The 17,540-nt window shown below is 53.8% G+C and carries 14 protein-coding genes; 12 read left to right on the forward strand and 2 right to left on the reverse strand.

Annotation, left to right across the window (positions count from 1 at the left end):
* From Q1K24_RS01120 to Q1K24_RS01175, 12 genes are all read left to right on the forward strand, one after another.
* On the forward strand, nucleotides 1–662 hold a 662-nt coding region (locus Q1K24_RS01120; protein ID WP_300364767.1), incomplete at its 5' end, for a response regulator transcription factor.
* Nucleotides 663–664: 2 nt separating this feature from the next.
* Nucleotides 665–2,083, forward strand: a complete 1,419-nt coding sequence (locus Q1K24_RS01125; RefSeq protein WP_300364769.1) for an ATP-binding protein — start codon at nucleotides 665–667, stop codon at nucleotides 2,081–2,083.
* A 227-nt stretch (nucleotides 2,084–2,310) separates the two neighbouring features.
* Nucleotides 2,311–2,949 carry a 4Fe-4S dicluster domain-containing protein gene (locus Q1K24_RS01130; protein ID WP_366903355.1) on the forward strand — a complete coding sequence of 213 codons (639 nt, stop codon included), beginning with the start codon at nucleotides 2,311–2,313 and terminating at the stop codon, nucleotides 2,947–2,949.
* 1 nt (nucleotide 2,950) lies between these two features.
* Nucleotides 2,951–3,850 carry an NrfD/PsrC family molybdoenzyme membrane anchor subunit gene (gene nrfD / locus Q1K24_RS01135; protein WP_300364773.1) on the forward strand — a complete coding sequence of 300 codons (900 nt, stop codon included), beginning with the start codon at nucleotides 2,951–2,953 and terminating at the stop codon, nucleotides 3,848–3,850.
* A gap of 17 nt (nucleotides 3,851–3,867) precedes the next feature.
* Entirely contained in the window at nucleotides 3,868–7,158 is a 3,291-nt protein-coding gene (locus tag Q1K24_RS01140) for a molybdopterin-dependent oxidoreductase (protein ID WP_300364775.1), read from the forward strand.
* Between the two features lie 169 nt (nucleotides 7,159–7,327).
* Nucleotides 7,328–7,978, forward strand: coding sequence for a molecular chaperone (locus tag Q1K24_RS01145; RefSeq protein ID WP_300364777.1), 651 nt, complete (start codon nucleotides 7,328–7,330; stop codon nucleotides 7,976–7,978).
* Nucleotides 7,975–9,132, forward strand: a complete 1,158-nt coding sequence (locus Q1K24_RS01150) for a 4Fe-4S binding protein (protein ID WP_300364779.1) — start codon at nucleotides 7,975–7,977, stop codon at nucleotides 9,130–9,132. The genes Q1K24_RS01145 and Q1K24_RS01150 overlap by 4 nt, the downstream gene beginning before the upstream one ends.
* 74 nt (nucleotides 9,133–9,206) lie before the next feature.
* Nucleotides 9,207–10,061, forward strand: a complete 855-nt coding sequence (locus Q1K24_RS01155; RefSeq protein ID WP_300364781.1) for a hypothetical protein — start codon at nucleotides 9,207–9,209, stop codon at nucleotides 10,059–10,061.
* A gap of 26 nt (nucleotides 10,062–10,087) precedes the next feature.
* On the forward strand, nucleotides 10,088–10,528 hold the full coding sequence (locus tag Q1K24_RS01160; RefSeq protein WP_300364783.1) for a hypothetical protein: 441 nt from the start codon (nucleotides 10,088–10,090) through the stop codon (nucleotides 10,526–10,528).
* A gap of 83 nt (nucleotides 10,529–10,611) precedes the next feature.
* Nucleotides 10,612–11,433, forward strand: coding sequence for a VWA domain-containing protein (locus Q1K24_RS01165; RefSeq protein ID WP_300364785.1), 822 nt, complete (start codon nucleotides 10,612–10,614; stop codon nucleotides 11,431–11,433).
* Nucleotides 11,430–13,025 (forward strand): VWA domain-containing protein, encoded by a 1,596-nt coding sequence (locus tag Q1K24_RS01170; RefSeq protein ID WP_300364787.1) that lies wholly within the window; start codon nucleotides 11,430–11,432, stop codon nucleotides 13,023–13,025. Before Q1K24_RS01165 ends, Q1K24_RS01170 begins: the two co-directional genes overlap by 4 nt.
* Nucleotides 13,006–14,157, forward strand: a complete 1,152-nt coding sequence (locus tag Q1K24_RS01175; protein WP_300364789.1) for a hypothetical protein — start codon at nucleotides 13,006–13,008, stop codon at nucleotides 14,155–14,157. Before Q1K24_RS01170 ends, Q1K24_RS01175 begins: the two co-directional genes overlap by 20 nt.
* Here Q1K24_RS01175 and Q1K24_RS01180 read toward each other — a convergent pair.
* Both Q1K24_RS01180 and Q1K24_RS01185 read right to left on the reverse strand, forming a co-directional pair.
* Nucleotides 14,129–16,579, reverse strand: a complete 2,451-nt coding sequence (locus Q1K24_RS01180) for a hypothetical protein (RefSeq protein ID WP_300364791.1) — start codon at nucleotides 16,577–16,579, stop codon at nucleotides 14,129–14,131. The genes Q1K24_RS01175 and Q1K24_RS01180 overlap by 29 nt on opposite strands.
* A 10-nt stretch (nucleotides 16,580–16,589) precedes the next feature.
* Complete coding sequence (locus Q1K24_RS01185) at nucleotides 16,590–17,324, reverse strand: protein-L-isoaspartate(D-aspartate) O-methyltransferase (RefSeq protein ID WP_300364793.1); 735 nt, start codon at nucleotides 17,322–17,324, stop codon at nucleotides 16,590–16,592.
* Between the last annotated feature and the right edge of the window lie 216 nt (nucleotides 17,325–17,540).

Below are 17,540 nucleotides of genomic sequence, written 5' to 3' on the forward strand. Positions count from 1 at the left end.
TCGTAGTCATCGAAGACGAGCAGGATTTGCTGGATCTGCTCGAATATCACCTCCAGAAAGAGGGGTACGATGTATTCGCATCGGTCTCCACCCTTGCGGTCGAGAAGCTGCTCGACGAGGAAACACCCGACTTGATGATAGTCGACCGGAATCTTCCGGGAGTGGAGGGGAGCGAATTTGTCGCGAAGCTCCGCAGCGAGGGCATCGACGTCCCGGTCATCTTTCTGACCGCCAAAGTAGCCGAACAGGAAATAGAAGAGGGGTTTCTGCGTGGTGCCGACGACTATGTTACCAAGCCTTTCAATTTCAAGGAGCTGATGCACCGTGTCAAAGCGATTCTGCGTCGGAGCAAACCGGAAGAACGTGATACCATCCATTACCGGGACATCACGATCAGGCCGAAAAGTCACGAGGTGTTTGTGGAAGATTGCAAAATCGACCTCACCAAACTCGAATATGATCTGCTTTTGGAACTTATCAAAAACAGAAACATGGTGTTGACACGTGAACAACTGCTTGAGAGGGTCTGGGGCCAAGAGGGCGAAGAGTATCAGGTGAAAACGGTCAACGTGGCCGTCAACCGTCTCAAAGAGAAGATCGATCCCGACAAGCGCAAACACTACATCAAATCGGTCCGTGGTGTGGGGTATCAGGTCGGTTGAAAATGGGTTCCAGACGCTACTTTAAACTCTCACAAATCTTTTTTATCAACTCCATTCTGCTTCTCGGCGGTGTGTTGGCCGTCGCTTCGCTGGTGATCTACTATTCGGTGCAGCAGATCGAAATCGAGCAGTATACCAACCAGCTGAAAAGTGAAATCGCCTATGTCCGTTCGCGGCTCGGTGAGGGGAAATCGCTCGACATGGCGGCGAAAGAGATGAGCGGGATCATGGGACGGCCGTTGCGGGTCACACTGATTGCCATCGACGGAACACCGCTTTTCGATAACGAAGCAAATCCCCGGGAGATGGAGAACCACGCCAACCGTCCCGAAGTGATGCAGGCCAGACGTGAGGGATTCGGCATGGCGGTGCGCTATTCGCATACGGTCAAAAACGACCGGATCTACGCTGCCAAGGTGATCACATGGAACCACAAACCGGCTATACTTCGTCTCTCCGTTTCGCTCGATACGGTGATGAACGACTTTACGACATTGTGGGTGCGCATTACGCTGATCTTTCTGGCGGCACTCTTCGCGGGGTTTGCGATCAGCTGGATGCTGGGGCGTCGGATTGACGATGAATTGGAAAAAATCACCGAATACCTGCAGCATCTGGCCGATAAAAAGTATTCGGCAAAGTTTGTTCCCGGTTTTACGGCAGAATTTCGTACCATTGGGAAACTGCTTAAAAAATTGGCCAAACGGTTGGAGAAAATCGAACGCAAACGCCGCAAATATACAGCGAAGCTGCGTCTTGTCAGCAAGCAGCGCAGTGACATCATTTCCGCGATCAGTCATGAATTCAAAAATCCGGTGGCGGCCATCATGGGATATACCGAAACACTGCTCGACGATCCCGATCTGCCACTTTCCATTCGTGAAAAGTTTCTTCGTCGGATTGATCAGAACAGCCATCGGATTACCGAAATGATCGATCGGCTCAGTTTCATTACCCGTCTGGAAAACAGAGAAGTGGAGCCTTCGATGAGCAGATTCGATATGCAGAGGGTCGTGATCGAAGCGGTACACGCGCTGGAACAGAAATATCCCGATCGTATCATTCGGATCGAAAGCGTGCCTCTCATGGTCCATGCCGACAAAACGATGATGGAGATGGCCATTATCAATCTGATAGACAATGCCTTGAAATATTCCGAAGAAGAGGTGACGGTGACACTCGATGAGCGACATCTCTGTGTCATTGACAGAGGGCCCGGTATTCCGAAAAACGAGATTGAAGAGATCACGAAAAAATACTATCGTATGGATAAAAACAGCTGGGATAATTCGATGGGATTGGGCCTTGCCATCGTTACCTACATTCTCAAACTCCATGAGACTTCGTTGAAAATCGAGTCGGAAGTGGGACGGGGTACCATCATTTGTTTTGATTTAACGAAAAATTTAGCATCAAAATAAGTGAATTGTCTTACAAGCCTTATTGAATAAAAAAAGATAATATTTCCTCTTTTTCCTGATTATTAGTTTTTTTTCTCACATTCTCTCTTTTTTCAGCTTCGATTAAAACAACTCCCCATAGACTGAAAGTGTAGCAATATAGGCATTTAATCAGGTTTTTCAGAGCTTATGGGACATATAAGCTGAACGAAAAACTGTGCCTTGCAGTTCCAAATCAGGAGGAATCTATGAAGCTTGGCTTTTTGGTAGACCTGGCACTTTGCATGGGATGTAAAGGGTGTGAGGTTTCGTGTAAAGTGGAAAATGAAGTTCCGATCAGTATGTGGCGCTTGCGTGTCAAATATGTTGACGTAGGAACGTTTCCGGAGACGAAGCGTACCTTCACGCCATTGCGATGCAACCATTGCGAGAATGCGCCGTGTGAGCGTATCTGCCCGGTCAGTGCGCTCCATTATCTCGAAAACGGCATCGTCAATGTCGACCGTGAACGCTGTATCGGATGTGCCGGGTGTGTCATGGCATGCCCCTACGGCGCCATCTACATCGATCCGGAGACCAATACGGCCGACAAATGTACCTACTGTGCCCACCGTGTCGCTGGCGGTATGATGCCGGCATGTGTCGTCGCCTGTCCGGTGGAAGCGAATATCTTTGGTGATCTCGACGACCCGACCAGCAACATCAGCAAATACATCATGCAGCATCAGGGCAATGTCAAAGTACGTAAACCGGAAAAGAACACGCATCCGAAGCACTTCTACACAGGCGGCGGTGAAGTGAATCTCAATCCGCTGGCCAGTAAGCGTGAAGACGGCTACAACCTCTTCAACAACATTACGCATCTCAAACATGTAGGAGGTCACTAAGATGGTTGAACATGCAACAGTCGCGACCGATGCCGTCGTAACGCTTGATGTCGCGCTCCCCGGAATCGTATGGGGATGGATGATTACGCTCAACATGTGGGCCAAAAGTATCGGTACAGGCGTCGTACTGATAGGTGTCTACCTTCTGAAAAAGTATGGAGACCGGGCAGCGACCGTCAAGACACTGATGCCGGTGATCTCTTTCATTTTCCTGAACATTTTTCTGCTTTTCACACTGCTGGATCTGCATCAGCCCTTTAGAATGTGGCATATTTTCTTCTATCCGCACTGGACTTCCGCCATTACCGTAGGGGCCTGGCTCGCTACGATCTTTACCGGTATCATCTTTGTCATGGCTGCCGGAAAGATTCTGAAGAGGATCGACGAAGAGCAGTACAACAAACTGATGTGGGCGGCGTTTGTCTTCGCCATACCGGTGACGCTCTACACGGCGACCATCATGGGTGAGTCGGCCGCCCGTGAGCTCTGGCAGACGCCGACCGAACTGATTCAGATGGCATTGGCAGCCTTTATCGGCGGTTCGGCAACCTATCTGCTCCTCGGTATAGGTGATCAGAATATCAAGCGGGATCTCGCGATCGTTCTCGGTGTCAGTGCGACGCTCTCCTTCATCGTCTATATGGGTGAATATTACTTCGGTGCGATGAAAGCCGAAGAGGTAGCGGCCACTATTGCTTTCGTCAAGGAGGGTGGCTCGTACCATACGATGTTTTGGCTCGGTCAGTCGATGGGGTACATCATTCCGGTGATTCTCGTCATATTCGGTCTGCGCAACAAATCCAACAGCATGCTGGCACTCGCATCGATTCTGGCGCTTGCGGGGCTCTGGATCGCCAAGCACGTCTGGCTTGTCATTCCGCAACTGTTGAACCTTAGCTAAGAGTAGGAGATAAGAGTATGATTAATGAAAGTCGAAGAACATTTTTAAAAGGCGCGGCATTTACCGTTGCCGGCGCATCCCTGGCAACGGGTGTATTCGAAAGTGTGGCAGAAGCGTCCAAAGAGGGCACAGCGGAATTCACCAATATGCCGGAGAGCCTCGATTTCTATCCGCCTCTGGAAAAGTGGGACAGTTTCCGCGAGCTCGATGGCGACGACTGGAAGCGTGGCGGTATCGCACGCAAGGGTGTTGCCAGTCAGGAGAATCCTGACGGTATCCAGGTGCATGACTATACGATCGTTCCGTGCGTCTGCTCCAACTGTGAAGCGGGCTGCGGTTTGACGGCGTGGGTCGACAAGAAAACCCTGACAGTCCGAAAATATATGGGCAACCCTCTGCACAGTGCCAGCCGCGGCCGCAACTGTGCCAAAGGATACGCCGCCGAATCGCAGATGTACGATCCGGACCGCATTCCGTTCCCGATCAAACGTGCACCGGGTTCCAAGCGCGGCGAGGGCAAATGGGTTCGCATCAAATGGGACGATGCACTCAAAGAGATCGGCAGGAAGATGCACAATACGCTTAAAACCGGTGATGAAATGAGCCGCAAGCTCATTATGTACCATGTCGGCCGCCCGAACGAAAACGGATTCGGTCACCGTGTGCCCCATACGATGGGTCTGGACGGCTACGATTCGCACACCAACATCTGTTCGGCGGGTGCTCGCCAGGGATCCATCCAGTGGGCGAACGACGACCGCAACTCTCCGGACTGGGCGAATGCCGATCTGATTTTCCTGCAGTCCTCGCATGCGGCGGATGCGGGCCACTACTTCCAGCAGTCGGCCGGCCTTATCGCCGATGCCCGCAAACGGGGTGCGAAGATGGTCGTTCTCGATCCGCGCCTATCCAACTCAGCGGGTATCGCGGATCTGTGGCTGCCGGTCTGGCCGGGTACCGAAACGGCGCTCTATCTCTATCTCGCCAACCGCATCCTGAACGAAAAGGACAAGAACGGCGACGATCTGATGGATCACGAGTTCGTCAGAAACTGGCTCAACTGGGACCGCCTGATGGCCAACCGGGAGTACCTGAAGTTCATGGTGACCAAAGGGTACATCTCCAGGATGCCGAAAGATGAGAGCTACGAGAGCTTCGTTGAAGTGATGAAAGAGCTCTATGCACCCTATACGCAGGAATACATTGTCAAAGAGTGCAAACTTGAAGGCCAGGAGTACAAACTCGACAAACTCTTCGAAATGTTCATCGATGCCGGTCCAAAGATCGCAACCTACATCTGGCGCTCGGGTGCCATCGCCCACCGCGGCGGCTGGATGATCACCCGTTCGGCGTTCCTTCCGCTGGCGCTTCGCGGCGCGATGCGCGGTGACATCGGCGGAGTCAGCTGGCACCACTGGCACAAGATTTCGATCGGCGGCAAGGGCGATGCGGCGACAGTCGCAGGCAAGAAAGCACCGAAGGTCGACGTCTGGAACGAACTGGCGTGGCCGCCGGAATATCCGCTCTCTACCTACGAGATGAGTTTCATCCTGCCCCATCTGCTGATGGACGAGGAGTGGCAGAATACATGGCGTGCGCGCGGTCTCAACGTACCGACGAAACTGGCGGTCTGGATTCCGAGGATGTACAATCCGGTCTGGATCAATCCGGATGGTTTCCGCTGGATCGAAGCGCTCAAAGACGAGAGCAAGGTCGAGATGAGTTTCAATCTCTCACCGACATGGTCGGAGACCAACTGGTACTGCGACTATGTCCTGCCGACCGGTCTCGCCGGCGAGCGTCACGACCAGCAGTCCGAACCTTCCAAACCGGAGCAGTGGACGGCGTTCCGCCAGCCGGTTCTGCGTGTGGCACTCGAAAAGATGGGCTGGAAGCCCAAAGTGGAGCACCGCGGTACGCTTGAGGCGCACATCAAGGCGGGCCTGGGCGAAATCTGGGAAGAGAACGAATTCTGGGCCGAGCTGCTCTGTCTGCATGTCGACCCGGATGGAAGTCTGGGTGTGCGCAAATACTGGGAATCGAAGAAAAATCCCGGCAAACCGGTTACCGTCAAAGAGTACTACAACGCGGGCTTCAGTCTTCTACCGAACCTCAAGAAGGCGGCGGAAGCGGCGTATCCGCACAGTGAATTCCCCTACTATGAATTCATGCGAGACCGGGGTGCCTGGACCGAGAAGACCAACGTCTACAAGCCGCAGGAGAAAGAGCTCGAATTCGATGGTACCTACTACCGTGCCCATGGGCACAAATACCATGCCGACGAAGTCGAAAAAGACCGATTCGGTGTTCTGTGGATTACCGACCATGAAGGGCGCAAGCGCTCCATCGGTGTCGAGGTCGACGGCAAACTCTGCGAGGGTTTCCATACACCCGACAAGAAACTCGACCTCTTCTGTGAGTGGCTCATCGACTGGAAATGGCCGGAGTATGCGCTGCCGATCTATCCGCGCAACGCACGCGAATACGACAAGATGATCCATGTCGTCAGCCAGGTTCACCATCGCTATATGAAAGGGGAAAACGAGTTCGCGCTCAATACCGTCTTCCGACTGCCGTACAATATCCATACGCGAAGTGTCAACTCGAAGCACTTGATGGAGATCAGCCAGAACCACAATCCGGTCTGGATTCATACAAGCGATGCGAAGCGCCTCGATATCAAACGCGGCGATGCAGTGAAAGTGCGTATCGTCGATACCGTCAGCGGCCTGGAGAGCGGCTACTTCATCGCGATGGCGGTTCCGACCGAGGCGACGATGCCGGGCGTTCTGGCAAACAGCCACCACGCCGGACGATGGAAACTCAAAAATGCTGTCGATATTCCGGGCTTCGAGCATGCTCTGGGTGTTATGGGTGTCGGATCGCCGCTCTATGAGATGACGATGGATGGCAAAGTGGGTACACTCAAGCCCAAAGAGGGTATCGATGCGATCAAAAATCGGCCGAAGTCATGGCAGTTCAAAGAGTTCAACAAAGACCTCGACAACATCTGGTGGGATGGACTCAGCGGGTCATGGCAGAACGCCGTGGCACCGGTACACCCCGATCCGATTGCGGGCAACCATGCCTGGAACCAGAAAGTTATTCTCGAAAAAGCGGATACGGACGATCAGATCGGCGATATCTGGGTCAATTACGAGAACAACATGAAAACGTTCAAAGCGTGGCGGGACAGGCTCTGCCGACCTCTGAATACGAAGGACACCGAACGACGTCCGTACTGGATGCCGAGACCGGCCGTCCCTTTGAGCAAAAAGGCATACACCTTCAAGGTGAAAGACCTTTGATAAGCGCCCCCTCTGGGGGCCGCTTTCTAACTAAAAACTAAAAACTAAAAGTTTATAATTATCGTGAGCTGCTTCGCAGACAAATTTTTATAGAATAGAAAGAGAGCGAAGCGATCTTCCTCAATTTTTATTTTTTAGTTTTTCACTTTTCATTCAAAAAGGTTTTCCGTTGAACGACATTCTGACCAAACAGCTTGCCCGTATCAATCTCTATGCGCTGATTTCCCGCATCATGATGAAAGAGGTGGACGAGGAGTTTCTGGAGAAGTTCGAAAGCGACGAGATGATCCTCTCTTTCTTTCCCAACTACCAGAACTGGGAAAAAGCGAAAGAGATCAGCAAAAAGGATCTTCTCGAACAGTTTCTCAACGTCGACTTCACCAACCTTTTCGTGCTGCATCTCATCCCCTATGAGTCGTTCTACAGGAGGGACGACCAGATGCTCGAGACGGGCGGGGCCAATCCGGTCGTGCAGCTCTACAATGAGTACGATTTCCGGGTTCAGCTCGACAAGGCCCGGTGTGTAAGTCCCGACCATATCGGCATCGAACTGGAATTCATGTATATGCTGGCAACCTCCGAATACAAGGCACTCGAAAACGACGATTACGATGCCGCATGCCAGATTGCAAAGATCGAACGCGATTTTCTCCGCGATCATCTGCTGCAGTGGGCCCCGATGTTTCTGCAAAACGTCAAAGCCGAAACGGCGACGCCGTTCTATTTCGATGCCGCCTCCCTGACGCTCGAGTTCGTTTTGAGCGATTACGAGTATCTGAACGATCTCATTTCCGATGAAGGGTGCCGCTACACGGCATGAGCGGATTGGTATTTGATGCGGCCCGGTGTGTCCGGACCGTGACGAAGTTTTCGGAGTGCAGCCATTGTGTCGATATCTGCCCTGTCGAGACGATGCATATTGCCGAAAACGGTCTGCCGGCATTCACTCCGTCCGTATGTGTCGATTGCGGCGGGTGCATCGGAGTCTGTCCTTCCGAAGCGCTGAGCCTGAGGGATTACGACACGACCGAATTTTTCTTCGAATTCGTCCAGTCGGAGGAGAATCTGATCTCCTGCCGCAAAAACGTTCCCTGCATCATGGCGTTGAGTGTCGAACATCTCATTTCGCTGGCTCTCGTCAAACCGGAAGCGATGGTGCTGGATATCGGGCACTGTCAAACCTGCCCGTGGAGGGAACCGCTCTACGGTGCAATTCTCGAAAATGCCGAAGAGGCCAACTACATTCTGGATGCCATGGAAAGCGGTAAAAAAGTGGTGGTTCGGAATGTCGCCTATGAGGAGAAAGGCGTGGATGAGAAGATCGACGTCCACGACCGTCGTGCTTTTCTGGAACGGCTATCGCTCAAAGGGGCACTGAAAACCAAAAAGGCTTTCGACGAAGCGGTCGAAGCGGTCAGCGACGAGACCAGAATGCACGATGTCGATCTGGTGGCTGTCGCGAAGATTCGTCAGAAAGAGCTGCCGGACAAACGCAAGATCTTTTTTACGGCACTGAAACGGACATCCAAACCCAAGGTCTACCATACGATCGCCGAAGAGAGTATCTCGTTCGCATCGCAGAAGTTCATCGACATGGAGACCTGTACAGCGTGCCAGATGTGTTACCGCATCTGCCCCACGGGAGCCCTCAGCAGCGATGCCAGAAACAGCAGGATCTATTTCGACGCGATGATGTGTGTCAAATGCCGTGCCTGTCATGACACCTGCGAGCCCGACAGTCTGAAGCTGCAGCCGACTTTCGAGCTGAAGGAGTTTTTTGAACCGACTCAGCGTCTGTTGGCCAGTTTCAGGCTGGTACGGTGTGACGAGTGCGGCATCCATTTTCCTTCGGTACGCGGCGAACGCACCTGTCCCCGGTGTGCTGTCGAAGAGGAGGAGGCATTGGACCTTTGGGGATTGGAGGAGAAAGATGGCGTTGTCGTTTTCAGAGAAGAGGAGAAAAAAGATGAGTGAGGCATTGAGATCCGCTTCGCGGATCGGCATTGGGCAATGGGTGTCGGAAATCTATCGACCAGATCGGAGTTTTCATGATCGATGAAGGAATTTTGGCCAAAGAGAGCCGCATGATCGCACTCTACGGCGTCAATGCCCAGACCTCACCCTTTTTGAAGGTGCTCAATACGACCTTCAAGAGATTGGGACTCAACGACTTTGCCATTGGTTTGAATATCAAACCGGAAGATTTCGCCTATATGGTCAAAGGGATGCCGGACTCCAAAGTGACAATGGCGCTGTACGAACCGGAATACCAGGAAGATGTAGTACCGATGCTGGATCTCTCCGATGCCTGTACGCAACGCAGCGGAGTGTGTGACGGCGCCATTGCAGACCGCGGTAAACTGGTGGGGGTCTGTTTCTATCCCGAGAGTTTCGAACGGATGCTGGCATGCGAAGGGATCAACCTTTCGGGAAAACGTCTGCTTCTGCTGGGGGCAGGAAGCATCGGACGGGCACTGCTCCCTCTGATAGGGGTCATGGGCGCCTCGTTTGTCGAAGTGGCCGACAGCAGTGTGGAACGTGCCGCCGAAGCTCTGGATGCAGCCAAAAACTCTCTGCTAGATATCGAAACCGATGTGTCGTGGTTCCAAAACGGCATGAAAGTCGAGAGTGAAAAATACGATGTAATCGTTAACACCGTTGACCCATACGCCCATGGGGACAAACGGATTATCGATATGACGGGCTCGCACCACCATCCGGTTTTGATCGATTTCGTACGGGGCCGCAGTGCATTCGATACCCTGGCCGAAGAGCTGGGATGCCGGAAAATAGGCGGAAACGAGTGGATGACAGCGCTCTCACTCAGCATCGCCCACAGGTGGCTTGGCGCGGAGATCGACTGCGATGCGTATGAGACGATATTGAAAAACCGTCTCCAATGACCAATGATTAATATTCAGGAGAAACCATGAACGACCTGCGAAAAGAGTTTGAAAACTACATGGAAGATCGCTGTGTGACGAACACATGTGAAACAGAAGAGGATACCTACGACTATCCCGATTATGTCGAGGCGATCAATGCCGAACTGATGCCGCCGAGCAAAAGCGGTGTCTACATCAGCCGTTGGGATCTGAAGATGGTGGGAGATGCTATCGACGCGTCGATAGCCATGGATACCCGTGCCAGGATGTACAAGATGCTGATGCGCTCGGTTCACGACAAAGAGACGATGGGACTGCTGCTCGGAGCTTTCAGCTCTTTGATCGATGCAAAGATCGAACCGTATCGCGAGATGATGGAAAGCTATCCGTCGTCGGCACCCATCTTCGAAGAGAAGATCCGGAAAGCGGAACGTGTCAAAGCCTATTTCGATGATGTACTGAACACCTATTTTCCGGAGGAGTAAGCATCCATTTTACGTTCGAGTACCCCTGGCTTTTTCTTCTCTCTCTTCTGATACCCTGTTTCTGGCGCTGTCCCGCCGGCGTCGTGAAATTCTACTTTCCAAAAACCTCCTATGTCGCTTCGGCCGCTTTCTCGTTTCAGCGTCAGCCTCTCTTTTTCGCCTCGCTCTATATGCTCTTCGTCACCGCATTCGCTTCCCCCATTCTCTACGAGCGTCTGGCAGCCAGCGAACGCAGCGGCCGTGATCTGGTATTGGCACTCGATACGAGCGGATCGATGGCGGAATCGGGTTTCGATGCGATAGATAGAATGAAACGGAAATTCGATGCGCTGCTGGATATCGTCGATCTCTTTTTGACGGAACGCTATGACGACAACATCGGTCTCGTGATGTTTGGATCGTTTGCCTATCCCGCAGCCCCCGTCACCTATGATCTGGTGGCGCTGCGGGAGGTTCTCCGGATGACCGACGTGGGCATTGCAGGTGAGAGTACGGCGATCGGGGAGGGGATCGGCCAGGCGTTGCGGTCGCTGCAATTCGGCCATGCAAAACGAAAGGTGATCGTGCTGATCACGGACGGCTATCAGAATGCCGGATCGGTCTCGATTTCCGATGCCGTAATGCTGGCGAAAAGGGAGGGTGTGACGATCTATCCGATCGGAATCGGAAAACCGGGACAGTATGACGCGAAGCTGCTCGAAAAGATCGCCGACGAGACGGGCGGCAGAGCCTTTTCGGCACGCAGCAGCGACGATCTGGCATCGGTTTTCGAAACGATCGCGAAACTGGAGCCCAGCCCGATCCGATCGCAGATGCTGGTCGACAAGAGGATGCTCTTCATCTATCCTCTGATAGCGGGAATGATTATGCTTATCGGGTTTCTGAGTTTTCGGAGAGACCGATGAAACTGCTCTATCCCGAGTTTTTGTGGCTTTTGATTCCTCTGGCTCTCTTTGCATGGCTGCGCTACAGGGAGGAGCGGACTCTCCGCCTGCCGATCCATCCGAAGATTCTTCTTGAAAACCGGCGGACTCTTTTCGTACGGCTTGCCCCGTTCGTAGCACTCGCATGGATGCTTGCGTCATTGACGAGGCCCGTCATACAGGATGAGACGATTGAACGGACCCCCGGGCTTACGACACTCTACCTCGCCATCGACGCGTCGCGCTCGATGCAGGGAACCGACCTGAGACCAAACCGTTTCGATTTCGCGAAACGGGTGATTGGAAAACTGATCGAAAATGACAAGAGCCATCGATTCGCTCTGTTGGCCTTTACGACAAACGCATTGATCCTTTCGCCGCCGACGGAGGATGCCGAACTCATCCACGCGGCCCTCGAATCGTTCAATCCGGGATTCATTCTGACGCATGGGACATCGCTGCAGTCGCTGCTCGAGACGGTCGGAAGACTCTCCGGTGACAAGAAGGATCTGCTGATTTTCAGTGATGGCGGAGACAAGGAAGACCTGGGCACACTGATCAAACTGGCCGAAGAGAACCATATCCGTATCTACGGTGTGGCCTGTGCGACGCAGGAGGGAAGCAAAATTCCAACGGACGACGGATGGCTCCGCGATGAAGCGGGACGGCTCGTCGTATCGATTCTGAATCCCCAACTGGAGCGGCTGAGTATCGAGACAGACGGGGCGTTTATCGACGAAGAGAGCGTGGAGGATGCGGCACGGACGATTATGGAGAGTGTGGAGTTGGTACGTGCCGAAACGGACGAGGCGTCGATACGCACCAGAGAACTCTTCTGGATGCCCCTGCTGATCGGACTCCTTTTCTATCTCTCCGGTACGCTTTCGATAAGCGGTGTCAAACGCCTCTGGGTTGCGATGCTGCTGCTGGCCGGCGTGCATGCCGAGGCGGGATTTTGGGATATCTGGCGACTGAACAGAGGGTATGAGGCCTACAACGAGAAAAAATATGACGAAGCCAGAGAGATATTCGCCTCCATCCGGCCGCCCCTTTTCGAAAGCACCTACGCGCTCGCCAATACCTACTACCGCCTCGGGGCATGGAAGCGGGCGGGACGACTCTATCTGAAATGCAAAACCTCCGATCCGGTCGTCAAACAGCGCATCTGGTACAATCTGGGCAACTGCGCGATGAAAATGGGCCGCTACAAAAGCGCGAGGGACTACTATGTCAAAGCATTGCAGCTGGGATCCGACGAAGATGCCCTCGCCAATCTGGAAATGGCACTCTTTCTGCAAGAGCGGCGACAAAAACGGATCGAGGCGAAAGCCAACCGGAAGGTAAAAGCCGAATCGACAAGCGGGATGGCTGACCAGACCAAAACGGGGGCGGAGAAAAAATCTTCGAAATCCCAGGCGAAAATGGGCGAGGGAAGCGGCACTTCGACAGCGGCGAAGTCGACCCGCATCACCAGAGAGCGAACCATGAGTGAGGCGGCCGAACGCCATCCTCTCGGATCGAGAGCCTATGAAATGATCAACAAGGGATATGTCCATGAACAACGTCCGTGGTAGTCTGCTACGCCTGTTTCTGCTTCTGTGCGTGCCGTTCCTGCTTGTGGCCGGGGCGGATTACGGGTACGAATTGAAACTGAGCAAACGGTCGGTCTTCGTCAAAGAGCCGGTTCTGCTGACCTTTCGGGTGTGGCAGACCGATCCGAAGCAGGTCATCTTCTTCGAATTCGCACCCAAAGAGGAGCGGTGGATGAGAGTCAGACTTTTGCGGGAAACACGCGATGAATCGATCCGGGGACGTTCGGTCACGTTCCGCTATCTGATCGTTCCGGAAAAAGAGGGCGAGATACCTCTTCGTTTCTCATTTGTCGTCAAGCGGACGACCGAAACGAGGCTGCAGTACAACAATACAGGGGAACCGGTCAAGGCGAAAGCGATCGATACGACCGATACCCGGGAAGTGATACCCCCTGAGATCCTGCAGGTCAGACCACTGCCGAAAGCGGTTCCGCTTGTCGGCGACTACCACCTCGACATCTCCGTCGACAAGCGGGAAACGGCTGCCTATTCGCCCCTCTACCTGACGATTCGGCTTCGAGGCGTGGGTGCGATGCCGGAGCGAATCGATTTCGAACCTGCCATCGAACATGTCAGAACATTCGCCGACGATCCGAAGATCGTCACACGGTACGAATCGGATGGCATCCATTATGATGCGACATTCTCCTACGCCCTGCTCGGCTTCAACGATTTTCTGATTCCCTCCGTCACGATGGAAGCTTTTTCCTACCGCAGAAACGAACTTTACCGGCTCGAAAGCAAAGCGATCCCGATTTCGGTCAAAACAGCCGATGCCGCTGCTCTCGTCGAGAGTGGGATGCATCCCGAAAGTGTGTATGAGACGATCGAAACGGTGAAACGGTGGGGCATCTACCTCTTCATTTTCGGCTGCGGCTATCTGAGTGCCGTTCTTGTCGGGCGGCTGCGAGGGAGAGTGACGCGCAAGTCTCTTCCGGAGAGGTTCAAAAAAGAGGTCAGATCGGCCAGAAGTGCCAAGACGCTGCTGGAACTACTGGTCCGTACCGATCCTCTTCGCTATGCCGTCTGGATCGACGATCTCGAAAAGGCGGTCTATCGCGGCCGCTCCGTCGATCTGGCGGCCATCAGGAAGGCGGTGCTGAAGGCGGCGTAGGTCGGGAGCGTTTCGGGAAAACCCACAGGGCACCTCCGTAGACGAGCAGTGCCGAAAGTATGACGGCTGTAAACCCGTAATCGATGGCCAGCAGTGTCGCGACGATGGCGCTGATGACGGAAGCGAAACCGTTGACGCCCCATGCCCAGGGGACGAGAGGGGCATTCTCCCTCGCCAGATATGAGAGCCCGAGGGGAAAGGGGATACCCATCGCAAAGGCGAGCGGTGCGACCGTGACGACAGTCAGCAGCGCTTTGGCGTAAAAGGGCAGGACGACGAGCTTCTCGTAGTAGAGATCCAGAACCACCAGATCGGTCAGTGCCAGCAGAAGAATGGCGGCAAAGGCGTACGTCAGCGTTTTGGCGTATCCCGCCCGTTCGATGAAACGGTGCGAAAAGGCGCTTCCGAGCCCTGCGAAAAAGAGAAACGCACTCAGCACGATCGCCGCAGAGAAGACGGGATGGCTGATGAAGAGAATGTACTTCTGCATGAACGCGATCTCCAGAAACATGAACGCGATGCCCAGTGCGAAAAAGTAGAGAAAGGTGCGGCTTTTGCCGAACGGTCGTCCCGGTTTGGCCGCCAGACCATGCGTCATCGCCGGCAGGAGAATCAGCAGGCCGCTCAGTACCGATGCGACAAGAAGCGTCGCGACGAGAATCAGATAGCCCCACTCCATCAGGTAGAGCCCGCCCGCTCCGCGCAGCGAGAGGATATCGGGAAGTGTCTCCCATCGGAAAAAGTGGTTGAAATAGGGCCTGTCGTCCGTAGTGGGGCGGATGTCGAAGCGGTAGCGGTCGAAAAAGTCCGGTTCTGTCAGCAGAGATTGGATGGCGGTATGGAAAAATGGGCGTTCGAGAATGTTGTAACGGTTGGCTTCCGACGGCGGCATGCCGTCGTAATAGACGGGATCGAAGCTTCGCGATTCGCAGAATCTTTGCATGGCCCGAATCTCTTCTGCGGTCACGATTCCGTTTTTTACCAGCAGCGTCGCCGTCTGCCATCCACGGATTACCATCAGCCGCTTCTGCGGCGCTGCGAGATGCATCGAAGAGAGTGCCTCGATGGCAGTGGCGACCAGTTTCGGCATATCTCTCGGCGGCAGCTTGATCCAACGGGTGACGGAAAGATAGCCGCCTGGCCGAAGCCGACGGAGATAGTCACGAAATGCCTCGACGGTATACAGGTAGTTTTCGCTCAATGCATAAAGACCCGACGACGCGCCGCCGTAGGTGTCCAGAAGCGCAAATTGGATCAGGTCGTATCTTCTCTCGTTTTTCAGAACGAATCCCCGGGCTTCGTCGACATGCAGAGCTACATGGGGATTTTCGTAGATATGCCCTGCAAAATCGGCGAAACGCTCTTTGACGAGAGAGACAATGGTTGCATCCATCTCCACGGCGTCGATCCGCTTCGCATCGAAATAGAGCGCCTGCAGTACATCCATACCGCCGTCCGCGCCGACGATCAGAATTTTTTCGGGATTGCCCGCATGGTAGGCGAAGGCAGAGGTCAGATAGTCCAGATATTTCAGCCGCTCCCTCTCTCCGTCGTAGCGGGTGATGACGCCGGACCACTCCCCGTTGACGAAGATACCGAGCTGTTCCGGCGGTTCGATTTCGTTGCGCAGGCTGACACCGGGAGCGTACCGCAATGGGATGAAGGGACTTTCCACGACAGTGACGATGCCGAACGGGCCGATCGATTCGTCGGCGATCCGTGTGCCCATGATTTGCAGTGTCTGGCTCAGGCTTTTATAGGGAGAGATTCGAATCTCTTTCATATCTGTCGGAAGTGTGAAGGGCAGAAGCGTGAGAAACAGAATGGTCAGCGTCGTGAAAGGCCGTATTTTCAGAGCATAGGCTGCCAGAGCCGCAGCGAAAAATCCCGCCGCCGAGAGGAGCTGCAGAATCGTTGTGGGATGGAAGATGTAAAAAAGGGTCAGAATCAGAAGTGTTCCCGCACCGGCACCCGCCATGTCGGCCGCGTAAAGTACAGAGATCTCTTTTCTGTAGAAGCTCAGAGCCAGGCCGACGGCATTGGCCGCGAAAAAGAAGGGGACCGAAAAAAGAAGAAAATAGATGAGTAGCCAAAGTGTGCCCTGCGGATCCCACAGCATCTCCTGGGCATTGAAAGGAATGCGCTGGGCGATCAGAAAGGCGGTCGGCACGGTGACGGCGAAAAGGAGAATGTTGACGACGTAGACACGGGAAAAACGGGCGAAGAGCCGATCGCGGAAGAGGGTGATGAAAGTTCCGCTGATGCCGTATCCCAGAAGGGCGAGGCTGATGACCATGTAGGCAAAGTGGTGCCACTGAACGATCGAAAAGAGCCGCATCAAAAGGATTTCGTAGGCCAGAGCGGAGGCTGAGACGATGAAAATCGTTAGAAAAAGTGTGCCGGCGGCTCGGGTTTCTGGCATGGGACAGGCCTCAGTGCCGTCCTGTCAGCGGTACGAACGAAACGGGCATGATCTGCCGGGTGGAGACTGCACCGTTCTTCTCTTTTTTTAGCAGGACAAGATGCTGGACGAAAAAGGGTCCTCCCACCGGGATGACCATGATGCCTCCGGGTTTGAGCTGTCGGATCAGCGGTGGGGGGACATGTCCGGCCGCCGCCGTCACGATGATCTTGTCGAACGGTGCTTTCTCTTCGAGGCCGTAATATCCGTCGGCGATGCGGACCTCCACATTGTCGTAGCCCAGGCGTTCGAGCCTCTTTTTCGCCTGCAGCCCCAGCGGTTCGATGATTTCGAGGGTGTAAACCTTTTTGACAATACTGGCGAGCACGGCCGCCTGGTAGCCTGATCCTGTACCCACTTCGAGCACGATGTCACTCTTTTTGGGTTCCAGCAGATCGGTCATGACCGCGACCATGTAGGGTTGTGAAATGGTCTGGCCGTAACCGATCGGAAGGGGACGGTTTTCGTAGGCGACTCCTCTGAGCCTGGGGGGAACGAAGAGATGGCGTTTCACGCTGAGCAGGGCCTCGACCACTTTTGGATCGAGCTTTTCCCTTCCGAGGTATCCCCGTGTGCTTTCCACCTCCCGTTGAATGATTGTAACCATTCTCTTGTGCATTTTTATATACGGATCGACCGTCTCGGCGGAAAGAGAGGTCTGTATTATCAGAATCAGGAACATGATGGGTGTGGCAACATATCGCATCCTGTCTCCTTTTATATGCTATGCATATATTATAGTGCAATCTTTCAATATGCTTATCTCGAAAAAAGATGTATCGATCTCCTTCCCGCTGTCGAGATGCATCAGCGATGAAACGTCGACGTCGGAACGGCGGAAGAGATATCGGGATAGGATGCCTTCCTACTGTTTCATGCAGTTACCCGGCCGTTTCAACGCCCTCGGAAAGATCAAATACCT

Source organism: Hydrogenimonas sp. (assembly GCF_029932565.1).
Taxonomy (GTDB): domain Bacteria; phylum Campylobacterota; class Campylobacteria; order Campylobacterales; family Hydrogenimonadaceae; genus Hydrogenimonas.